An 18,389-nucleotide genomic window follows, 5' to 3' on the forward strand; every position below is an offset into this window, starting at 1 on the left:
ATCCTGCGACGCGGCCCATCGGCCGTTAAGCCTGCCCGCTTAGTCCTGCGGCGCGTCGCGGAACGATCGCTGGTGCGCCGGCCCGCCCGCCGCGCTCAGGTTGTAGGCGGTATTGACCAGCCCGATATGGGAAAACCCCTGCGGGAAATTGCCGACCAGCCGCTTGCGCGCGACGTCGTATTCCTCGGCCAGCAAGCCCAGGTCATTGCGCAACGACAGCAGGTGATCGAACAAACGATGCGCGTCATCGAGCCGGCCCTGCATGATGTAGGCGTCGGCCAGCCAGAAACTGCATGCCAGAAACGCGCCTTCATCGCCCGGCAGGCCGTCGTCGCTATGCTCGGTGGAATATCGCAGTACCAAGCCGCCGCGCAGCAGTTCCTGCTCGATGGCCTGCACGGTGCCGGTCACTCGCGGATCGTCCGGCGGCAGGAAACCCACCTGCGGAATCAGCAGCAGGCTCGCGTCCAGCGCCGTGCCGCCGTAGTACTGCACAAACGTATTGCGCTGGGCGTCGTAGCCGTTCGTGCAGATGTCTTCGCGGATCTCGGCCGCCAGCGTGCGCCACCGATCCACCGGCCCTTCCAGCCCGAAGCGTTCGCACGACTTCAACGTGCGGTCCAGCGCCACCCAGCACATCAGCCGCGAATGCGTGAACGCGCGCGGGGGCCCGCGCATTTCCCAGATGCCGTGATCGGGCTCGCGCCACAATTGCTCCAGCGGTTTGAGCAGCACCTTTTGCATGCGCCATGCTTCGGCCAGCGGCGCCAGTTCCGCCACCCGCGCGGCGTGCAGCGTTTCGATCAGTTCGCCATAAACGTCCAGCTGCATCTGCCCCGCCGCCGCATTGCCCAGCCGCACCGGCGCGCTGTTCTCGTAGCCCGGCAACCACGGAATATCGTGTTCGGGCAACCAGCGTTCGCCCGCAATGCCATACATGATCTGCAACTGGTTCGGATGCCCGGCCGCCGCGCGCAACAGCCATTGCCGCCACGCCTCGGCTTCTTCGCGATAGCCGGCATTGAGCAGCGCATACAACGTCAGCGCGGAATCGCGCAGCCAGCAATGGCGATAGTCCCAATTACGGGTACCGCCCAGTTGCTCGGGCAGCGACGTGGTGGGCGCGGCCACAATGCCGCCCGTGGGTTGGAACGTCAACAGCTTCAGCGTGATCAGCGATCTGACCACCGCATCGCGCCGCCGCCCCGGCCCGTTTTCCCAGTGGCAGCGCTTGGCCCACTCCTGCCACCAGGCAATCGTGCGGTCCATGCTTTCCATGCGGTCGGGCACAAAATGCGGCGTCTTGTGCGAGCGGTGGTAAGACAGTGTGAACGGCACCGTCTCGCCCTGGCGCACCCGGAATTCGGCCACGCTTTTCATGTCGCGCCCTTGCAGCGGCACAGCCGTGTGCAGCTCGACGGCATCCGGCCCCGCGATGGCGCTAAGACCGTAATCGCGCCGCCGCACCCACGGCACCGCCTGCCCGTAGTTAAAGCGCAGCGTCAGCTCCATGAGCATGTCCACCTGCCCGGACTCGCACTGGACAATGCGCACCACGTCCACCCGCTCTTCCTCGTCGCTAAGCGGCATGAAGTCGTACACGCGCACCACCCCGTCCGGGGTTTCGTGACGCGTTTCCAGTACGGCGGTGTCGGGCAGGTAGCGGCGCGTGCTGGTGTGGCCCGCGCCCTCTGGCGCCAGCAACCAGCGCCCGTGGCTGTCGTCCCCCAGCAAGGCGGCAAAGCAGGCCGGGGAATCGAAATGCGGCAAACATAACCAGTCGATGGAGCCGTCGCGCGCCACCAGCGCGGCCGACAGCATATTGCCGATCAGGCCATAGTCCTCGATGCGTTTGGACATGGCCTAGCCCGCCCCGCGAAAGCCGGGGTATAGCGTCATGCCACCATCGACGAACAAGGTCGAACCCGTGACGTAATCGGAGTCGTCGCTGGCCAGCCACGCCACGGCGCGCGCCACGTCCTCGGGTTCGCCGATGCGCCCGTAAGGAATCAGCTTCAGCAACGATTCCAGGGCTTGCGGCGTGTTCCACGCGGGCGCGTTGATGGGGGTGCGGATGGCGCCCGGCGCCACGGAATTGACGCGTATCTTCATCGGCGCCAACTCTTGCGCCAGCGACTGCATCAGCAACGACACGCCGCCCTTGGACGCCGCGTAGTTCGCCTGAAAGGCCCACGGAATCACTTCGTGTACCGAACTGATGAAGACGATTTTCCCTGCGGCCTCACCCGGCGCCGGAGCAGGCTGGCGGCTCAGGAACGCGCGCGCCGCCGCGCGGGCGCACAGGAACTGGCCGGTCAGGTTGGTGTCGATCACCTTCTGCCACTGCGCCAGCGTCATGTCCTGGATGGCGGCCGGCTGCTCGATGCCGGCGTTGTTGACCAGGATGTCGACCCGCTGAAAATGTTCTGCCGCGACGCTGAACAAGTGGTCGACATCGTCTTCGCGGCTGATGTCGGCCGCCGCCGCCACCGCCAGACCGCCCGCGTCGACGATCTGGTGCACGACATCCAGGCCGCGCCGCTCGGAGTCTTCGTTGGGCCGATGGTTGACCACCACCCGCGCCCCCGCCGCCGCCAGTTCCAGCGCAATACCGCGCCCGATCCCTGAATTGGCGCCGGTGACAATTGCCACGCGCCCGGACAGATCTACCGCATGCCGCATGCTGCTCTCCTTGAGGCGGGCAGGTTCGGGCCGATGCCGGATGAACCCGCTTGCGCCGCTGTCGATAGCCAGACGCCAGCTTAGTCCCGGAGCGGCGTGCGCATCAACCGCCCCGAATAACCGCCGCCCGATAGCCGTCCGTCACGTGGCGTCGCGCGCCACGAACTCGCGCAGCCATTGACGGATGATGGTCGTGTGCCGCGCCTCGGCCGCTTCGGCTTCGCGCGATTGGGCCGCCAGGTCGTCATGGCCCTGCTGCTCGGCTAGCTCTGTCAGCAGTTCCCATGAGGCGTGGTCCGTCAGTTCAGCGGTCAGCAACGCTTCCAGGCCCTGCGAAATGCTGGTGCGCGGGTCGGTCAACACCTGCACCAGGCCCAGCGACGCCATCGCGCTGGCATCGGCGCCGGGCGTTTGCGCGGTGGGGTCCGCGCCCAATTTTTCGATGATGTCGACCAGCATGTGAAAGTGCGCCTCTTCCTCGTCACGAATCTTGATCAGGTCGGTGCGCAGGCCGGTGTTGCGGTCATCGCGGTCGGCCTCGACCTTGACCAGCATGGCTTCGTACAGACGCACGCCCGACCGCTCGTACGCCGCGCGCTGCCCCAGCTTGTCGATCAGCACCTCCGGATTGCGGCCGGTCAGCTTGCCGGCAACCGTGGTCAGCACGCCCTTGCCCGTGGCGGGCACCGGCACCGACCCCAACTGCCCGGCCGATACGATAGCCGCGGTGCGCTGCGCGACGGCCGCCTGCATGCCGCCGGGCGAGGGGCCCTGATCGAGCGCGAACTTCACTTGCATCGGCCCCTGCACGGGCGCCATCTGCATGCCGGTGCGATTCATCCCGGTCTTGGTGGCTTTGTCCATGGTTGGCTCCTTATTGCCGCGGGCGTTCGGCACGCTGGTTCAGTTCGGTGCCCGGCGTCCACACGTAGCCGGCGGACACCATGCTGCTGGGCGACCCCGCCGCATTCAGAATGCCGCGCGCTTGGATCGACGCCTGGCTTTCCTGGTCGCCCGGCACGTAGGCCGTGCCCTTGGCGCGCAAGCCCGTTTCCTTGGCCAGCACGGCGCGCACAAAGTCGCGCTGCGGCGCAAACTTCAACGGCGACGGAATGACCGACCCCAGCACCTCTTCCGGGTCGCGCCGCTCGATGTCCTTGAACAGGTTTTTCACCATCGACAGATGGCCCAGTTCGTAGTCCAGGAAGCGTTCCCAGATCGCCTTGATCCTGGGATTCGTTTCCTGCTCGACACAGCTGTAATAGGTGAAGACTTCCGTGGCTTCGTGGATGAGTAATTTTTCCAACAACGATTCATCCGGGTCCTGCAACGACCCATACTGCGTCACGTGCTGCTCTTCCACTGACGCGATCTCGGCGTACAGCTGGCGCGCCAGCGGGTCGGCAAACAAGGGCCCGATGTTCATGTAGTAGTCGTGCGTCTGGTATTCCGCCGCCGTGATCAACGTGGCGTGCATCTTGGTCAACAGCGCCGCCTGCTGGCGCTGATACGAATGCCTGACGTCGTCCTCGGGCGCGCGATGCTCGTCGATGGTGGGCCGGCCCGGCACGATATCGGTATAGCCCTGAAGAATGTTGTTGGCGTCCTTGCCTTCCAGCCGGTCCAGCATCGCGCTATAGCGGTACAGGTGGTCAAAGTCTTCCAGCAGGCCGTAGCGATAGCTTTGCGCCTGATACGGGTCCGGCTCGGCTTGCGCCACCGCCGCCGTCACTTCAATGGCCACCTGCTCGTACGCGATGGTGGTCTCAAGCGGCGAATGGTCGGCCGACAGCAGCCAGTTGATCATCGTGGCCTGATGCTGCTCAACCCGCCGCAACTGCGCCAGCGGCACGCGCAGCGGCTCGTTGAAGCGGCTGGCAATATGCTTGAGCCGCAACGCGTCCAGCTCCAGCCCGTTCAGCAAGATGATCCGCACGCGCGTGAACGCATCATCGTCCAACTTGCTGATCGGCTTGCCGGCCATTTCCGCCCAGGTAAATCGCTGCTTGTCCAGCGGCACCCCGGCGTTGTCCCATAAGTTGTTGATCATGCCCATATCGGCCTCCACGAAAACCACAAGGGGCAGCAAACTGCGTGCCCGCACGGCCATTTTTTTAAGGCTGCGGCGCGGTCGGCGGGAACGGTGATTGCTGTAGGTGCAGCCCCAGGCAACGCTCTGCCTGACACCTTTTTCGGAGAACGACATGGAAACGACCTCCCGGCCATCCAACGACCACTTGAACGACTGGCTGCGCGACGCGCACGCGATGGAAGAACAGGCAGAGACCATGCTGTCCAGCATGCTGTCGCGCATCAAGAGCTACCCGGAACTCAGCCAGCGCATTTCGCAGCACATCGAAGAAACTCGCGGCCAGCAGGCGGTGGTCAAGCGCTGCCTGGAACGGCGCGGACAGGACAACTCCACGATGAAAGACATGGCCGGCAAGGCGATGGCAACGTTTCAGGGTTTCTCGGGCGCGCTGGCCTCGGATGAAATCGTCAAGGGTTCGATGTTCAGCTTTTCCTTCGAGAATCTGGAAATCGCCGCCTACAAGAACATCATCGAAGCCGCGCGTTACGTGGGCGACACGGAAACCGCCGTCGAATGCGAACGCATCTTGCAGGAAGAGATCGCAATGGCGCAGTGGCTGGAAAAAAATACCGGCGCGGTGGTGCGGCATTTCCTGATGCTGGCCGACGAACCCGACGCCACGGCCAAGCGCTAGCGCCGGACCGCCACGGACATGGACGCCCGCTCTGCCCCGCGCATGACGCGCATGACGCGTATGTCGATGTTCAGGCGCTGCATGTGGACGTTCCTGGCGGTGGCGGGTATTGCCGCCTTCTACCAGGGCTGGTTGCTGTTGCATGCGCACCATCCGCTGGTGGGCGACGCCCTGCTGGGCGGCCTGGCCGCCGCCGCCGCGACCGCGTTGGGCACCTTGCCCATCTTGTTCTGCAAGACGCTTTCCGAGCGGACGCAAGACACCATGCTGGGCTTTGGCGCGGGCATCATGCTGGCCGCCAGCGCCTTTTCGCTGGTGCTGCCCGCGCTGGGCGCGGCGGCTGACCTGGGCCTGGGGCGCTGGGCCGCCGGCCTGACGGTCGGCGCCGCCATTTTGCTGGGCGCGGGCGCGCTGATGCTGGCGGACCAGCGCATCCCGCACGAACATTTCATCAAAGGCAAGGAAGGCAAGGACGCACGCGCCATGCGCCGCGCCTGGCTGTTCGCCTTCGCCATCACCTTGCACAACCTGCCCGAAGGGCTGGCGATTGGCGTGGGCTACGCGGGCAACGACGCCATGCGCGCCAGCGCCCTGGCGATAGGCATCGCCATCCAGGACGTGCCCGAAGGCCTGGTCATCGCCATCGCGCTGCGGGCGGCGGGTTATTCGCGCGCGTTCTCGGCGGCGCTGGGCGCGGCATCCGGCCTGGTCGAACCGGTGGGCGCCGTGCTGGGCGCGGCGCTGGTCGGCGGATCAGCGCAGCTGCTGCCCTGGGGCCTGGGCTTCGCGGCAGGCGCGATGCTGTTCGTCATCAGCCACGAAATCATTCCGGAATCCCACCGCAAGGGCCACGAAGCCTGGGCCACGGGCGGGCTGATGCTGGGCTTTGTGCTGATGACGTTGCTGGATACGGCGCTGGGCTAGTGCCACGGCACGCTGCCGGCGCATCGACGTGGCCGCCGGACCGATCACTCCGGCATCCGCGGATAGGCATCGAAGGTGTCTTTCACCAATTCGCGCAGCCACACAATTGCCGGGTCCTGGTGAAAGCGCGGGTGCCAATGCTGGCGCAATGCGAAAGACGGCAACGGCATCGGCGGCTCCAATACCCGGACGGAGCCATAGCCGGCAAACACATTGCCCAGTTCCTGCGGCACGGTCGCGATCAGGTCGGGATGCTGGTCGATCAGCAACGGCACCACGACAAAGTGCGGGGTCGACAAAAAAATGTGCCGGGTGATGCCTTGCTCTTCAATGGCGCTGTCATAAGCTTCGGACGATCGCCCTGCCAGCGTCACGACGATTTGCGGCATGCGTTGAAACTGCTCCAACGTCATGACATCGCCCACCTCGGTGTTCTTGACGCTGACCAACGTGACGAACCGATGCATGAACAGCTGCTGCTGAAACAGGCCAGACGGCGCGGCGCGCAGCGAGCCCAGCACCAGGTCCACTTCGCCCGAAGCAAGCAAGGGTTCTATCTGCGCGACCGGCACCTGTCGCGAGCGCAGCGTGCAGTGCGGCGCCAGCTTTCGCAGCCGCTTGATCAGCGGCGGCAGGAACACCAATTCGCCCATGTCCGTCATGCATAGCGTGAACGCACGCCGCGCCACGGCAGGGTCGAACTGTGCTTGCGACAACACCTGCGAGCGAATGGTGGCCATCAGGTCCAGCATCGTGGGCGCCAGGCTCTCGGCCTTGGGCGTGGGCAGCATCCCCTGCCCTGTCTTGACGAATAGGGGGTCGTCAAAGAAGGCGCGCAGCCGATTCACCGCGTGACTCATTGCGCTTTGCGATAACCCCAGTTGCTCGGCTGCGCGTGTCACGCTGCGCTCGCGTAGCAGGCCGTCGAATACCGCCAGCAGATTCAGGTCCAACTTTTCGTTATGCATGACGTGCATTCTCACTATTCGAGCAATGACATTGACGCATATTCCGCGCCTGCCTATCTTGATGTCAAGCGCCGCGCAGATCGGCGTTCCACACCAAGGAGACAAATCTTGATAACCCGCTTACGCCTCACAACCGGGGCGCTGCTTTCTTGCGCCTTGCTTTCCAGTGGCCCTGCCCTGGCCGACATCAACGTCGGGGTAGTGCTGTCGCTGACCGGCCCCGCCGCATCGCTGGGTGGCCCCGCCAAAAACGCGGTTGACCTGTTGCCCCGCGATCTGGATGGCGAACCCATCCGCTACATCGTCCTGGACGATGCATCCGACACCACACAGGCCGCGCGTGCGTTCCGTCGGCTGGTCGACGAGCACAAGGTGGACGTCATTCTGGGCACGTCCGTTACGCCATCGACACTGGCGCTTGTGCCCATCGCGCAGGAAAAAGAAGTGCCGTTGCTGAGCCTGGCGGCCAGCGTGAAGATCGTGGAACCGATGGACGCGCAGCGGCGCTGGGTGTTCAAAGTGATCCAGAACGAAAACCTGATGGTCGCCGCCACCCTTGCCCACATGAAGGCCAATGGCTTGAAGACGCTGGGCTACATCGGCTTTGCCGACGCCTATGGCGACAGTTGGCTGGCCGAGGCCCGCAAGCAGGCGGCGCCGGCCGGCATCGAGGTGGTCGCCAGCGAACGCTATGTAAAAACCGACACCAGTGTCACTGCGCAGACCTTGAAATTGATGGGCGTGCGACCCGACGCGGTGCTGGTGGCGGCATCCGGCACGCCCGGTGCGTTGCCGCAAAAGTCCCTGCGCGAACGCGGCTACCAAGGCGCCATCTACCAGACTTACGGCATTGCCAACCGCGAATTCCTGCGCATCGCGGGCAAGGAGGCTGAAGGCGCCTTGTTCGCCGTCGGCCCGGTAGTGGTGGCAAGCCAGCTGGACCCGGCCAACCCGATACGAGCGGTTGCCATGGATCTGACCCAACGCTATGAAACCGCTTATGGCAAGGATTCCATGTCGGTTTTCGCGGCCAATGCATGGGACGCCGGCCTGGTACTGCAACCCGCGTTAAAGACCGCGCTACGCAGCGCCAAACCTGGCACGGCTCAGTTCCGCATGGCGCTGCGCGACGCGTTGGAAAGCACGCGGGACGTGGTCACTTCGCAAGGCATAGCCACCATGTCGCCGAGCGATCACGTGGGCTACGACGCACGCGCCGCCGTCATGGTGCAGATCAAGAACGGCGCATGGCGCTACGTGCAATAGGAGATTGCGATGTTCGTGAAAAATACCTGGTATGTGGCGGCGTGGGACAAGGAAGTCACGGCGGACGGCCTGTTCTCGCGCACGTTGATCGGCGTGCCCGTGTTGATGTATCGCGACAGCACCGGCACGTTGGTGGCGCTGGAAGACCGCTGCTGCCACCGCGGCGCGCCGCTATCCATGGGGCGGCGCGAGGGAGACTGCGTGCGCTGCATGTATCACGGGTTGAAGTTCGACGCGTCGGGCGCCTGTGTCGACGCCCCGGCCCAAGCGCGCATACCGCCACAAGCCCGCGTCAATACCTTTCCCGTCGTCGAGCGCAACCGATGGATATGGATCTGGATGGGCGACCCCGAGCGCGCGGACGCTACGCTTATTCCCGACACCCAATGGCTGGATCACCCCGACTGGCGCAGCCTGGACGGCTACATCCACTACGACGTCAACTATCTGCTGATCGCCGATAACTTGCTGGACTTTTCGCATCTGCCCTTCGTGCATCCGACCACGTTGGGCGGCGGTGAAGACTACGCGGCGGTAGCGCCCAAGGTGGAACGCCTGCCGGACGGCGTGCGCATTACGCGTTGGACGATGAACACCGAAGCGCCCCCGTTTGCGGCCAAGGTCAAGAACTGGCCCGGCCGGGTCGACCGATGGAACATCTATAACTTCACCGTTCCCGGCATTCTCATCATGGACTCGGGCATGGCGCCCACCGGAACGGGCGCACAGGAAGGCCAGCGGGTAGACGCCGCCGAGTTTCGCGGGTGCCAGGCGCTGACCCCGGAAACGGCAACGTCCACGCACTATTTCTTCGCGCATCCGCATAACTTCGCCATCGACCGCCCGGAGGTCACGGCGTCCATCCACCAAAGCGTGGTCACCGCCTTTGACGAAGACCGCGAGATCATCACCGCGCAGCAGCGATCATTGTCCCTGGCGCCGGACTTCAAGATGGTGCCGTTGGCCATTGATGCGGCGCTGTCGCAATTTCGCTGGGTGGTATCGCGGCGGGTGCAGGAAGAGCAACAGCTTGCCCCCACCGTGATTCCGATCGCGACCGCGCCGGAGGCCGCCTGACATGCAGCCGCTGATTGTCTGCCGCATTACGCCCGAAGCGCAGGGCGTTGTCAGCCTGTTGCTGCGCGATAAAGACGGCGCCAATCTGCCCGCCTACGAGCCCGGCGCCCATATCGACGTGGATCTGGGCAACGGGATGACGCGTCAATATTCCCTGTGCGGCGATCCGGCGCAATGCGACGAGTACCGCCTGGGGGTCGGGCTGGCCGTTGACTCCCGGGGCGGATCGCGCCGCATCCATGACACGCTACGCGAGGGCGACACCTTGCACGTGGGTGCGCCGCGCCAACTATTCGGTCTACATGCGCAGGCGACGTCGCACGTGTTTATCGCCGGCGGGATCGGCATCACCCCTTTCCTTGGCATGATCCTTGCCTGCGAGCGGCGCAAAGAGCCCTGGACCTTGCTTTACTGCGCCCGCGGCCGGGCGCACGCCGCCTTCTTGCACGAGCTGGCCGAATACGGCGACCGGGTCACCCTGCACATGGACGACGAACGGGCCGCGCGCTGCGATGCGCCCTCCTATGTTGAAAAAGTCGCCCGGCCCGGGTCCCATGTGTATTGCTGTGGGCCATCCTCTTTGATGGATGCCGTGGGCCAGGCCTGCGTGCAGTTGGGAATTGCCCCGTCGAATTTCCACACCGAGCGATTCTCGGCATCGCCCACGCCCACGCCCGAGCCTGGCCCAGCGCAACCCGGCGCCGATGCCTTCACCGTGGTGCTGGCCAAATCCGGTGGCCGCTATGTGGTTCCCGCCGGCAAGTCACTGCTGGAAGTGCTGGAAGAAGCAGGCATCGCGTGGCCGAGCTCGTGCCGCGAAGGGCTGTGCGGCAGTTGCGAAGCGCCGGTGCTGTCCGGGGCTGTCGATCATCGCGATTACGTCCTGAGCGATGCGCAACGCGCCGAGCATCGCTGCATGATGGTCTGTGTGTCGCGGGCGGCCGGCACGGTCGAACTGGATATCTGACGGCGGCATCGACACAACCGAACCGTCGCAGGCCTCCCGGGCCGTGCCGCTTGCCCATGCCATAACGCTTATGGCGGCCTCAGCTTTATTCATTGGGCGCTAATGCCGTCCCTGCCCATAATCGTCGACAAGTTCCATGGCGTTGCCTGCCTGGGCCCTGTTCGACGATGCACGGGCCGGCTTGGCGTGGGCAACGCATCAATCTTCTGCACAAGGACCCGCAGCATGCCCAAACTGACCAAGGCTGTCTGGCAATACCGGCTGGACAAGATGACCGCGATGATGGACGACCTGGCGGTTGACGCCATTGTTTTCACGTCGGCAGATTTTTTTCAGTTCGCCACCAACTTCCATACCGACGTCCTGCCCTGGGAACGCCCGATCTTTGCCGTGGTGCCGCGTAACGGCACACCGTTTTTGGTGATGAACGAGCTGTCCACGCATCACATGCGCTTTTCGCAAGACCAGGGCAAGGTCTGGATCACCGATATCACTTACTACGCCGAGCACCCGCGCGTGACCAACCGGCTGGCGCTCATCACGCAATTGCCCGAGGTGCTGGCGGCGCGTCTGAAATCGGCCGGGCTGGCGCGTTCACGCATCGCCGTTGAGGGCGGCAGCCCGGTACTGGCGGCGGTCGGCCGGTTGCTGCCCGAGCTGGTGCTGCGCCCCGCCACGCCCGAATGCCGGTCGCTGCGCTGGCAAAAGCACGAAGAAGAACTGGCCGTCATGGCGGCGGCGGCGTCCATCTCGGACTGGATTCAGGACCGTTACCGCGAGAACATTCGCCCGGGCCGTCTGGTCCAAGAACTGGACTTCGCCATGGCGTCGCTGTTCGTGCAGGAAGCGGCCGAACGCTTTCCCGGCGAACATTTCGAGGTGATTCGCTGCTGGACGTTGAGCGGCCCGGCGTCCGCGTCCCCGCATGGTGACGGCGCGTCCTGCGGCGCGCGTATCAAGGAAGGCGACGTGCTGGTCAACATCGTCATCCCGCGTCTGAATGGTTTGACCATCGAAAACGAACGCACCTGGTTCTGCGGCACACCCTCGGCCGAACAGACCCGGCTGTGGTCGGCGGCCAAGGCGGCCAACGAGGCAGCCATCGACGCCGCGCGCACCGGCAACCCGGTCTGCATGATCGACGCGGCCGCGCAAGCCGAAATCGAAAAGGCCGGCTACGCCGACTTCATCCGCCATCGCACGGGGCATGCGGTGGGCATCATCCATCATGAATATCCCGAAGACATGGCGTTCTGCCAGCGCCCGCTGCTGGACAACGAGGTGTACTCGGCCGAACCCGGCATCTACGCTTATGGCATCGGCGGCTTCCGGCTGGATGACACGGTGGTCGTGGGCGACACCCCGCGCGTCTTGACGCATACGCCCAAGACGCTGGAGTACGCCACCGTCAGGTAGCGCTTGCGCCGCCATTCCCCGTTTCAACCAGACTGCCGGCTTCTTCGCGCAAGGTATCGCGCAAGGCCGGCAGCACGATGCTGGGGGAATCCGCTGCCCACAACATGCCGATGGGGCCGAACTCCAATCGCGACGGCACGCGGATGATGCGGATCAGGTTCAGCTGTTCGTACATGTGCGCCACGGAACTTGCCAGGGTAGCGATGTAGTCCCGCCCTTGCAGCATGGACAGCAGCGCCACCAGCGAACTGGTCTCGACGGCCGGCCTGGGCGGCGGCATGCCCGCGTCCGCCACCGCCTGATCCAGCCGCATCCGTGACAAGGTGCCGGGTGGCGGCAAGACCCACGGGTACGCGCCGGTATCTTCCCACCGCGGCGCGTCCAGTTCCGCCAGCGGATGGCCGCGTCGTGCCACCACGCTGAAGGTGTCCGTCATCAGCCATTCCGTACACAGGCCCGAGCGGCTGGCGCGCACGTCCAACGGCCCGATGATCAAATCGATTTCGCGGCGTTCAACCCGTTCCATCAAGGGTTCCAGCAGGCCTTCCACCAATTCGATCTGCACCTTGGGAGACCGCTGGTGCAGCGCCGCGATGGCGCGCGGCAGGAGCACGGGCGCGGCGGACAGAATCGTGCCGATATGCAGATGGCCCGCCACGCCGCCTTTCACGGCCTCGATCTCTTCGCCCGTGCGCGCGGTATCGCCCAGCACGCGGCACGCATAGCGCCATAGCGCGCGCCCTGCTTCGGTCAATTCCAGCTTGCGGCCCCGCAAGAAGAGCGCCGTGCCGACCAGGTCTTCCATATCGCTGAGCCAATGCGACAACGCAGGCTGGGTCATGTGCATGGCTTTGGCGGCGGCGGTGACGCTGCCCGCGCTTTCCAATGCCGCCAGCACCTGTAGGTGTCGAAGCTTCAGGCGGCGAGTCCAGGCAAGGTCGGTCGAGGCGGTTTCCATGCGGAAATGGTAATGGATATCTCAGCTTTATTCATTAGCTTGGTATGGCCTTTGGCGGCCAAAATGGCTTTCCACCACAGATGGAAACCAGGCCGTGACGATTTCAACAAACCTTACGCCGCAAGCGGTTGCGCTCAGCGCGATGGCGCGCGCACTGGCTGACGGCCCGCAGCCGCACACCGGGCTGCAAGGGCTGGCCACGGCCTTGGCGGCACGCATCGGTTATCGCTTGTTCACCGTCCTGGTCCTTGACCGGCAGGCGGGCTTGAGCCGCCGCTACTTCTCCAGCCGGCCGGACGCCTATCCGCCTGGCGGCGCCAAGCCGATACGCGAAGACAGCGATTTTTTTGCCCGCGTCGTGCAAGACGGCAAGGCCAGGATCTGCGCCGACCGCGCCGCCTGCGTAGCGGCGTTTCCGGATCATGAACTGATCCGGTCGCTGGGCTGCGAAAGCGCGGTCAACGTGCCCGTGCGCTGGAACGGCCAGACCATTGCATCGCTCAACCTTTTGCATGAGGCCGGCTGGTACCGAGCCGACATGCTGACCGAGCTGGACTGGTATGGCGCGCTTGCCATTCCGGTCGTTCAGAACATCATTCAAACAGTACGACAACAAGGGGAACAACCATGAAACGCCTGTGCACTTACCTTGCCGCGCTGCTGCTGCCTTGCAGCATGGCGCAAGCCGCCTCCGCCGACGCCTACCCGGCCAAGGCTATCACCATCGTCTATCCCTATGCGCCGGGGTCGGCGTCGGACACCATGACCCGGCTGCTGGCCGAGTCCATGTCCAAGCGCCTGGGCCAGCCCATCATCGTGGACAGCAAGCCGGGCGCGGGCGGATCCATCGCCACCGAACACGTCGTGCGGGCGGCTCCGGACGGCTACACGCTGCTGCTGAGCGCCAGCGGAACCATCTCGGTCAACCCGCACATCTACAAGCTGCGGTACAGCACGCTGGACGACCTGGCGCATATTTCCATCGCCGTCGAAGTGCCGTTCGTCTTCGTGGTCAACAAGACGTTCCCGGCGCAGACCTATGCGGCCTTCAAGGCGCTGGATGGCTCCAAGCCGGGCGGCCTGACGTCGGCCAATGCGGGCCTGGGCACGCAGGCGCATCTGACGCAGGCGGCCTTCGCCAAGCTGGCGGGGCTGAACCTCAGCATCATCGGCTACAAGGGCGCGGCCCCGGCCGTCAACGACATTCTGGGCGGGCACGTGGACTCCATGATGGACAACGCGGCGTCCCAGATTCCGTATGTCACCGCCGGCAAGACGACGGCGCTGTTCGTGACCAGCGACTATCGTTTCAGCGGCTACCCCCAGGTGCCGACCGCCAAGGAAGTGGGCGTGACAGGCTTGGTTCCGGCTGGGTGGTTTGGGCTGGCGGCGCCCAAGGGCACGCCCCCCGCCATCGTCGACAAGCTTCATGACGCGCTGGCGGCCAGCCTGAAAGAGCCCGACATGCAGCGCAAGTTGCAGGAACTGGGATGGGTCGTCGTCGGCAACACCCCGAGCGAGGCCCTGGCGCGCGCACGCAAGGACTACGACCTGCTCGGCCAGGTGGCCCGGGACATCTCGTTAAAGCCCAATTGACGCCCCGGCGGGCCCCCTCGGCCCGCCCGCCCGGCCCTTTTTCCTCACACGAAACACGCCGGTTTGTGGCAGGATGCGCGTGCATCCGCCTTTTGCGAGCCCGCCACGGGCTCGCGATGCCACCAACCACGGAGTGTCATTCGAATGAAGTTCAAAGCCTTGGCCCTGGGTATCCTGCTGGTCGGCGCAAGCGCCGCACAGGCGGCGACGGTAAAGGAAGTGTTCAACGGCGCCATGTTGGGCGCGAACCAGCGTTATCTGGAATCGGTTGCCGGCGTGCCTCGGGAATCCTTCGGCAATGACCACGTCTTCGTGGTGCAACAGTGTCAGGTCAGGGCCACCATCGGCAACGGCAAGGTGACGGCGCTGCGCCTGGAGCTGGCGCCGGGCTGCGAGGCCGACTTGAAGAGCTTCATCGGCGAAGACGCGCCCAAGGCCGGCCAGCCCATCACCCCCGGCATGTTCGGCCGGGGCCTGCGCTACACCGCGGATTGCCTCTCGCAGTGCGGCAACGCGGCGGACCCGTCCGTCTACGCGCTGTGGACGGCGCCGCGTTCGTCGGGCGCCGTGGAAGTGCTGATGGAGACGGTGTTGGTCAGCGGCAAGGCAATGGACGCCGCCGACGCCTGGGAAGCCCAGATCAAGAAGGCCGCCGGCGAGGACTACGTGATGGACACCAAGTTCAATTGCGAAACGCGCTTTGACGACGCGGCCCAGGCCGCCTTCAAGGACGTGCCCGTCACCGCCATTACCGTCGGCTACGGTCTGCCCACGCAGCGTTGCCAGTAAGTGGTCTGGTGGTATTCAGGAATGTGGCCTGATTGAACAGGCCGCCACAGCCCTACACTTTTGCTTTCCGCGCCGGCCGGCCATCGTCAAGATGCCGGCCGCGTTTTCTTCAAAGTGTGGAGTGATGTCATGAATCCATTGCCGGCCAGCCTGCGCGCCGCCGACTTCTTTTCCCCGACCGTTGCGGCGCTGATCTCCGTGCTGGTCAATTACGGCGGCACCTTCGTGCTGGTGTTCCAGGCCGCCGAGTTGGCCGGGCTGACACCGGCGCAGACCGCGTCGTGGGTGTGGGCGGTGTCCGTGGGCGTGGGCATCACGGGGGCAATGCTGAGTTTTCGCTACAAAGCGCCGATCATCACCGCGTGGTCCACCCCCGGCGTCGCGTTCCTGGCTACGGTAATGCCGTTCACGCCCTATGGCGAAGTGATCGGCGCGTATGTCATTTCAGCGCTGGGCTTCGTGGTGCTGGGCATGTCGGGCGCCTTTGAAAAGCTGGTGCGGTTGATACCGGGCGGCATCGCGGCAGGCCTGCTGGCGGGCATCCTGCTTCAGTTCGGGGTCAATGCCTTTGGCGGCGCCAGCGTCGAGCCGCTGCTGGTCATCGTCCTGGTGGTGTCGTACGCGCTGCTCAAGCGATTCACGTCGCGCTTTGCCGTGGTCGGCATCCTGGTCATCGGCCTGGCGATGCTGATCGCGCAAGGCCGCATTGATTTTTCCGCCGTGCACTTGAGCCTGGCCACGCCGGTATTCGAAATGCCGCGGTTTTCGCTGAACGCCTTGCTGGGCGTGGCCTTGCCCCTGTTCATCATCACGCTGACCGGCCAGTACATGCCCGGCATGCTGGTGCTGCGCAACGACGGGTTCAAGACCAGCGCCAACCCGATTCTGGTCACGACGGGGTTGGGCTCGTTGCTGATGGCCCCATTTGGCGCGCACGCGTTCAACGTGGCGGCAATCACGGCGGCCATCTGCACCGGCCCGGACGCGCATCCCGACCCGCGCAAGCGCTACCTGGCAGGCTTGGCGTGCGGACTGTTCTACGTTTTGGTCGGCACCTTCGGCGTGACGCTGGCCACGCTGTTCATGGTGCTGCCCAAGGCCTTCATCACCACGCTGGCCGGGCTGGCGCTGCTGGGCGCCATCGGCGGCAGCCTGGCCAATGCCATGGCCGACGCCCGCACGCGCGAAACCGCGCTGATCACCTTCCTGGCCACCGCCGCGAACGTCACGCTGCTGGGCGTGGGCGGCGCGTTCTGGGGCCTGGTGGCCGGCCTGACGGCGCACCTGCTGATCCATGGCGGCCATCGCACGCTGGTTGGCAGCGCGGCCAGACCGTAGGCGCACGGGGCCGCCAGGCAGGTCCCCATACCCAGCGGTCAGGCAGGCCCCACCAATACCCCAGCCGCCAGGCACGCCACCAATCGCCAAGCCGCGATGCACGCCATGAGCGCTACCGGCGTGGCGTGCGCACCAACGCATTACGCAGCCGCAGCATCGCGGCTTCGATCTCGTGTTCGGCCAACGACGCGTAGCCCAGCAGCCACCCTTCCAGGCGATCCGCCCCCGCGTACAGGCGGCTGATGCCCGGCAGCACGATACCGGCCGCGGCCGCTTGCCGGATGGTCTGTTCTTCGGACCATCCCGCTTGCAGCAGGCAAGGCACCTGCAAGCCGCCCGGCGGCCGGATGGCGGTGACAATGCCCGACAGGTGCCGCCCGATGGCATCCAGCATGCAGGCGCGGCGCGACGCATACAGCTTGCGCATGGCCCGCACGTGCGCGTTGTAGTGGCCGTCTTCCATGAAGCGCGCCAGCGTCAGTTGCAGCACCTGCGGCGTGTGCCCGTCCATGATGCTGCGGGCGCGGGCAAAGGCGTCGACCAGCTCAGGCGGCAACGCCATGTAGCCCATTCGCAAGCCGGGGAACAGCGTCTTGCTGAAGGTGCCCAGATACAAGGTCCGATCAAACTGGTCCACGCCCTGCACGCACGCGGTAGGCGGGCCGTCGTAATGGAATTCGCTGTCGTAATCGTCTTCGATGATCCAGCGGCGGTTCTCATGCGCCCAGCGCGTCAGCATGAGGCGCCGCTCCAGCGACAGGATGGCGCCCGTGGGGTATTGATGCGACGGCGTCACATAGACGCAGTTGGCGCCGCTGGGGTCCTGCCGCAGCAGGTCCATGCGGATGCCGTCCGCGTCCACATCGATCGGCACGATACGGGCCTGCGCAGCTTCAAACGCCTTGCGCGCGCCGAAGTAACCCGGGTTCTCCATCAGGAGCGGGCCGTCGGCATCCACCAGCAGTTGCGCGCACAGCGTCAGGGCCTGCCGCGTGCTGGACAACACCAGGATCTGGTCCGCCGACACCCGGGCGCCGCGCTCCAGGTTCAGGTAGTCGGCAATTGCACGGCGCAGCGGCTCGGCCCCTTGCGGGTCGCCATGCAGCAGCACGCTGCCGCGATGCGCTTTGAGCACTTGGCGTTGCAGGCGTTCCCAGACATCCACGGGAAAGGTGCGCGTTTCGGGCAGGCCGGTGGCGAACGCCCTGACCGCTTGCTGGTCGCTCACGCCGCCGCTGTCAAAGATCGCGGTACCGCGCCGGCTTAGGCCGGGGCTTGCCTTGAGCGGCGCCGCATTGCCGCCTTGCTCCGCCCTTGCACCCTGCCCCGCCCTTGCGCCCTGCCCAGCCTGCGCGCCACGCCGAGACTTGACGCGCCCGCCCGCCGCGCCGCGCAGGACGGCGCCCACGGTATCGGACACATAGCTACCCGAGCCTTCGCGCCGCACGATGTAGCCATCACGATGCAGCTGCACGTAGGCGTTTTCCACGGTGTCGCGCGCCACGCCCAGGGACAAGGCGAGCCCTCGCGTGGCGGGCAGCTTCACGCCCGCGCCCAGCGCACCGTCCAGAATCAACGCGCGTAGCGCGCGCTGGATGCGCTGATGCAGATCCAGGCGCGCAAACTCTGCGTCGCCCAGCCGCATTTTCAGCGTGTCGAGTTCGAACGTTTTCACCATGCAG

The 18,389-nt window shown here is 65.3% G+C and carries 17 protein-coding genes; 10 read left to right on the forward strand and 7 right to left on the reverse strand.

Translation table 11 applies throughout. The features are described 5' to 3' along the window. Positions 1–39: 39 nt before the first annotated feature. The 4 genes from AC0Z35_RS02310 to AC0Z35_RS02325 all read right to left on the reverse strand — a co-directional run bounded on the left by AC0Z35_RS02310 (position 40) and on the right by AC0Z35_RS02325 (position 4,732). A complete protein-coding gene (locus tag AC0Z35_RS02310) occupies positions 40–1,860 on the reverse strand; it encodes a glycoside hydrolase family 15 protein (protein WP_485131468.1) in 1,821 nt (606 codons plus the stop codon). Between the two features lie 3 nt (positions 1,861–1,863). After that, complete coding sequence (locus AC0Z35_RS02315; protein WP_485131467.1) at positions 1,864–2,682, reverse strand: glucose 1-dehydrogenase; 819 nt, start codon at positions 2,680–2,682, stop codon at positions 1,864–1,866. A gap of 141 nt (positions 2,683–2,823) precedes the next feature. After that, positions 2,824–3,546 (reverse strand): ferritin-like domain-containing protein, encoded by a 723-nt coding sequence (locus AC0Z35_RS02320; RefSeq protein WP_046807532.1) that lies wholly within the window; start codon positions 3,544–3,546, stop codon positions 2,824–2,826. Between the two features lie 10 nt (positions 3,547–3,556). Beyond that, entirely contained in the window at positions 3,557–4,732 is a 1,176-nt protein-coding gene (locus AC0Z35_RS02325) for a hypothetical protein (RefSeq protein ID WP_485131466.1), read from the reverse strand. Between the two features lie 154 nt (positions 4,733–4,886). Here AC0Z35_RS02325 and AC0Z35_RS02330 point away from each other — a divergent pair, with 154 nt between their 5' ends. Beyond that, positions 4,887–5,408 carry a ferritin-like domain-containing protein gene (locus AC0Z35_RS02330; protein WP_485131465.1) on the forward strand — a complete coding sequence of 174 codons (522 nt, stop codon included), beginning with the start codon at positions 4,887–4,889 and terminating at the stop codon, positions 5,406–5,408. Between the two features lie 42 nt (positions 5,409–5,450). Next, entirely contained in the window at positions 5,451–6,332 is an 882-nt protein-coding gene (locus AC0Z35_RS02335) for a ZIP family metal transporter (protein ID WP_371683147.1), read from the forward strand. Between the two features lie 44 nt (positions 6,333–6,376). On the opposite strand, the gene AC0Z35_RS02340 is transcribed toward AC0Z35_RS02335, so the two are convergent. Next, entirely contained in the window at positions 6,377–7,300 is a 924-nt protein-coding gene (locus AC0Z35_RS02340; RefSeq protein ID WP_120156869.1) for a LysR family transcriptional regulator, read from the reverse strand. A gap of 108 nt (positions 7,301–7,408) precedes the next feature. On the opposite strand from AC0Z35_RS02340, the gene AC0Z35_RS02345 reads away from it, so the two are divergent. The 4 genes from AC0Z35_RS02345 to AC0Z35_RS02360 all read left to right on the forward strand — a co-directional run bounded on the left by AC0Z35_RS02345 (position 7,409) and on the right by AC0Z35_RS02360 (position 12,026). After that, positions 7,409–8,566: an ABC transporter substrate-binding protein gene (locus AC0Z35_RS02345; protein WP_485131464.1), complete on the forward strand. Its 1,158-nt coding sequence runs from the start codon at positions 7,409–7,411 to the stop codon at positions 8,564–8,566. Between the two features lie 9 nt (positions 8,567–8,575). Further along, a complete protein-coding gene (locus AC0Z35_RS02350; protein WP_485131463.1) occupies positions 8,576–9,643 on the forward strand; it encodes an aromatic ring-hydroxylating dioxygenase subunit alpha in 1,068 nt (355 codons plus the stop codon). Between the two features lies 1 nt (position 9,644). After that, on the forward strand, positions 9,645–10,610 hold the full coding sequence (locus AC0Z35_RS02355; RefSeq protein WP_485131462.1) for a PDR/VanB family oxidoreductase: 966 nt from the start codon (positions 9,645–9,647) through the stop codon (positions 10,608–10,610). A gap of 225 nt (positions 10,611–10,835) precedes the next feature. Further along, positions 10,836–12,026, forward strand: coding sequence for a M24 family metallopeptidase (locus tag AC0Z35_RS02360; RefSeq protein WP_485131461.1), 1,191 nt, complete (start codon positions 10,836–10,838; stop codon positions 12,024–12,026). Here the strand turns inward: AC0Z35_RS02360 and AC0Z35_RS02365 are convergent. After that, positions 12,019–12,984 carry a LysR substrate-binding domain-containing protein gene (locus AC0Z35_RS02365; protein WP_046807539.1) on the reverse strand — a complete coding sequence of 322 codons (966 nt, stop codon included), beginning with the start codon at positions 12,982–12,984 and terminating at the stop codon, positions 12,019–12,021. The genes AC0Z35_RS02360 and AC0Z35_RS02365 overlap by 8 nt on opposite strands. A 94-nt stretch (positions 12,985–13,078) precedes the next feature. Between AC0Z35_RS02365 and AC0Z35_RS02370 the strand changes: the two genes are divergently transcribed. From AC0Z35_RS02370 to AC0Z35_RS02385, 4 genes are all read left to right on the forward strand, one after another. Beyond that, positions 13,079–13,615, forward strand: a complete 537-nt coding sequence (locus AC0Z35_RS02370; protein WP_485131460.1) for a GAF domain-containing protein — start codon at positions 13,079–13,081, stop codon at positions 13,613–13,615. Beyond that, positions 13,612–14,580, forward strand: a complete 969-nt coding sequence (locus AC0Z35_RS02375) for a Bug family tripartite tricarboxylate transporter substrate binding protein (protein ID WP_485131459.1) — start codon at positions 13,612–13,614, stop codon at positions 14,578–14,580. Before AC0Z35_RS02370 ends, AC0Z35_RS02375 begins: the two co-directional genes overlap by 4 nt. Positions 14,581–14,724: 144 nt before the next feature. After that, entirely contained in the window at positions 14,725–15,369 is a 645-nt protein-coding gene (locus AC0Z35_RS02380; RefSeq protein ID WP_120156875.1) for a hypothetical protein, read from the forward strand. A gap of 129 nt (positions 15,370–15,498) precedes the next feature. Then, positions 15,499–16,707, forward strand: coding sequence for a benzoate/H(+) symporter BenE family transporter (locus AC0Z35_RS02385; protein ID WP_104142150.1), 1,209 nt, complete (start codon positions 15,499–15,501; stop codon positions 16,705–16,707). A gap of 112 nt (positions 16,708–16,819) precedes the next feature. On the opposite strand, the gene pdxR is transcribed toward AC0Z35_RS02385, so the two are convergent. Further along, positions 16,820–18,385: a MocR-like pyridoxine biosynthesis transcription factor PdxR gene (pdxR, locus tag AC0Z35_RS02390; RefSeq protein ID WP_485131458.1), complete on the reverse strand. Its 1,566-nt coding sequence runs from the start codon at positions 18,383–18,385 to the stop codon at positions 16,820–16,822. Between the last annotated feature and the right edge of the window lie 4 nt (positions 18,386–18,389).

It is taken from the genome of Achromobacter sp. 1L-A-4-B-C2, from assembly GCF_057291955.1.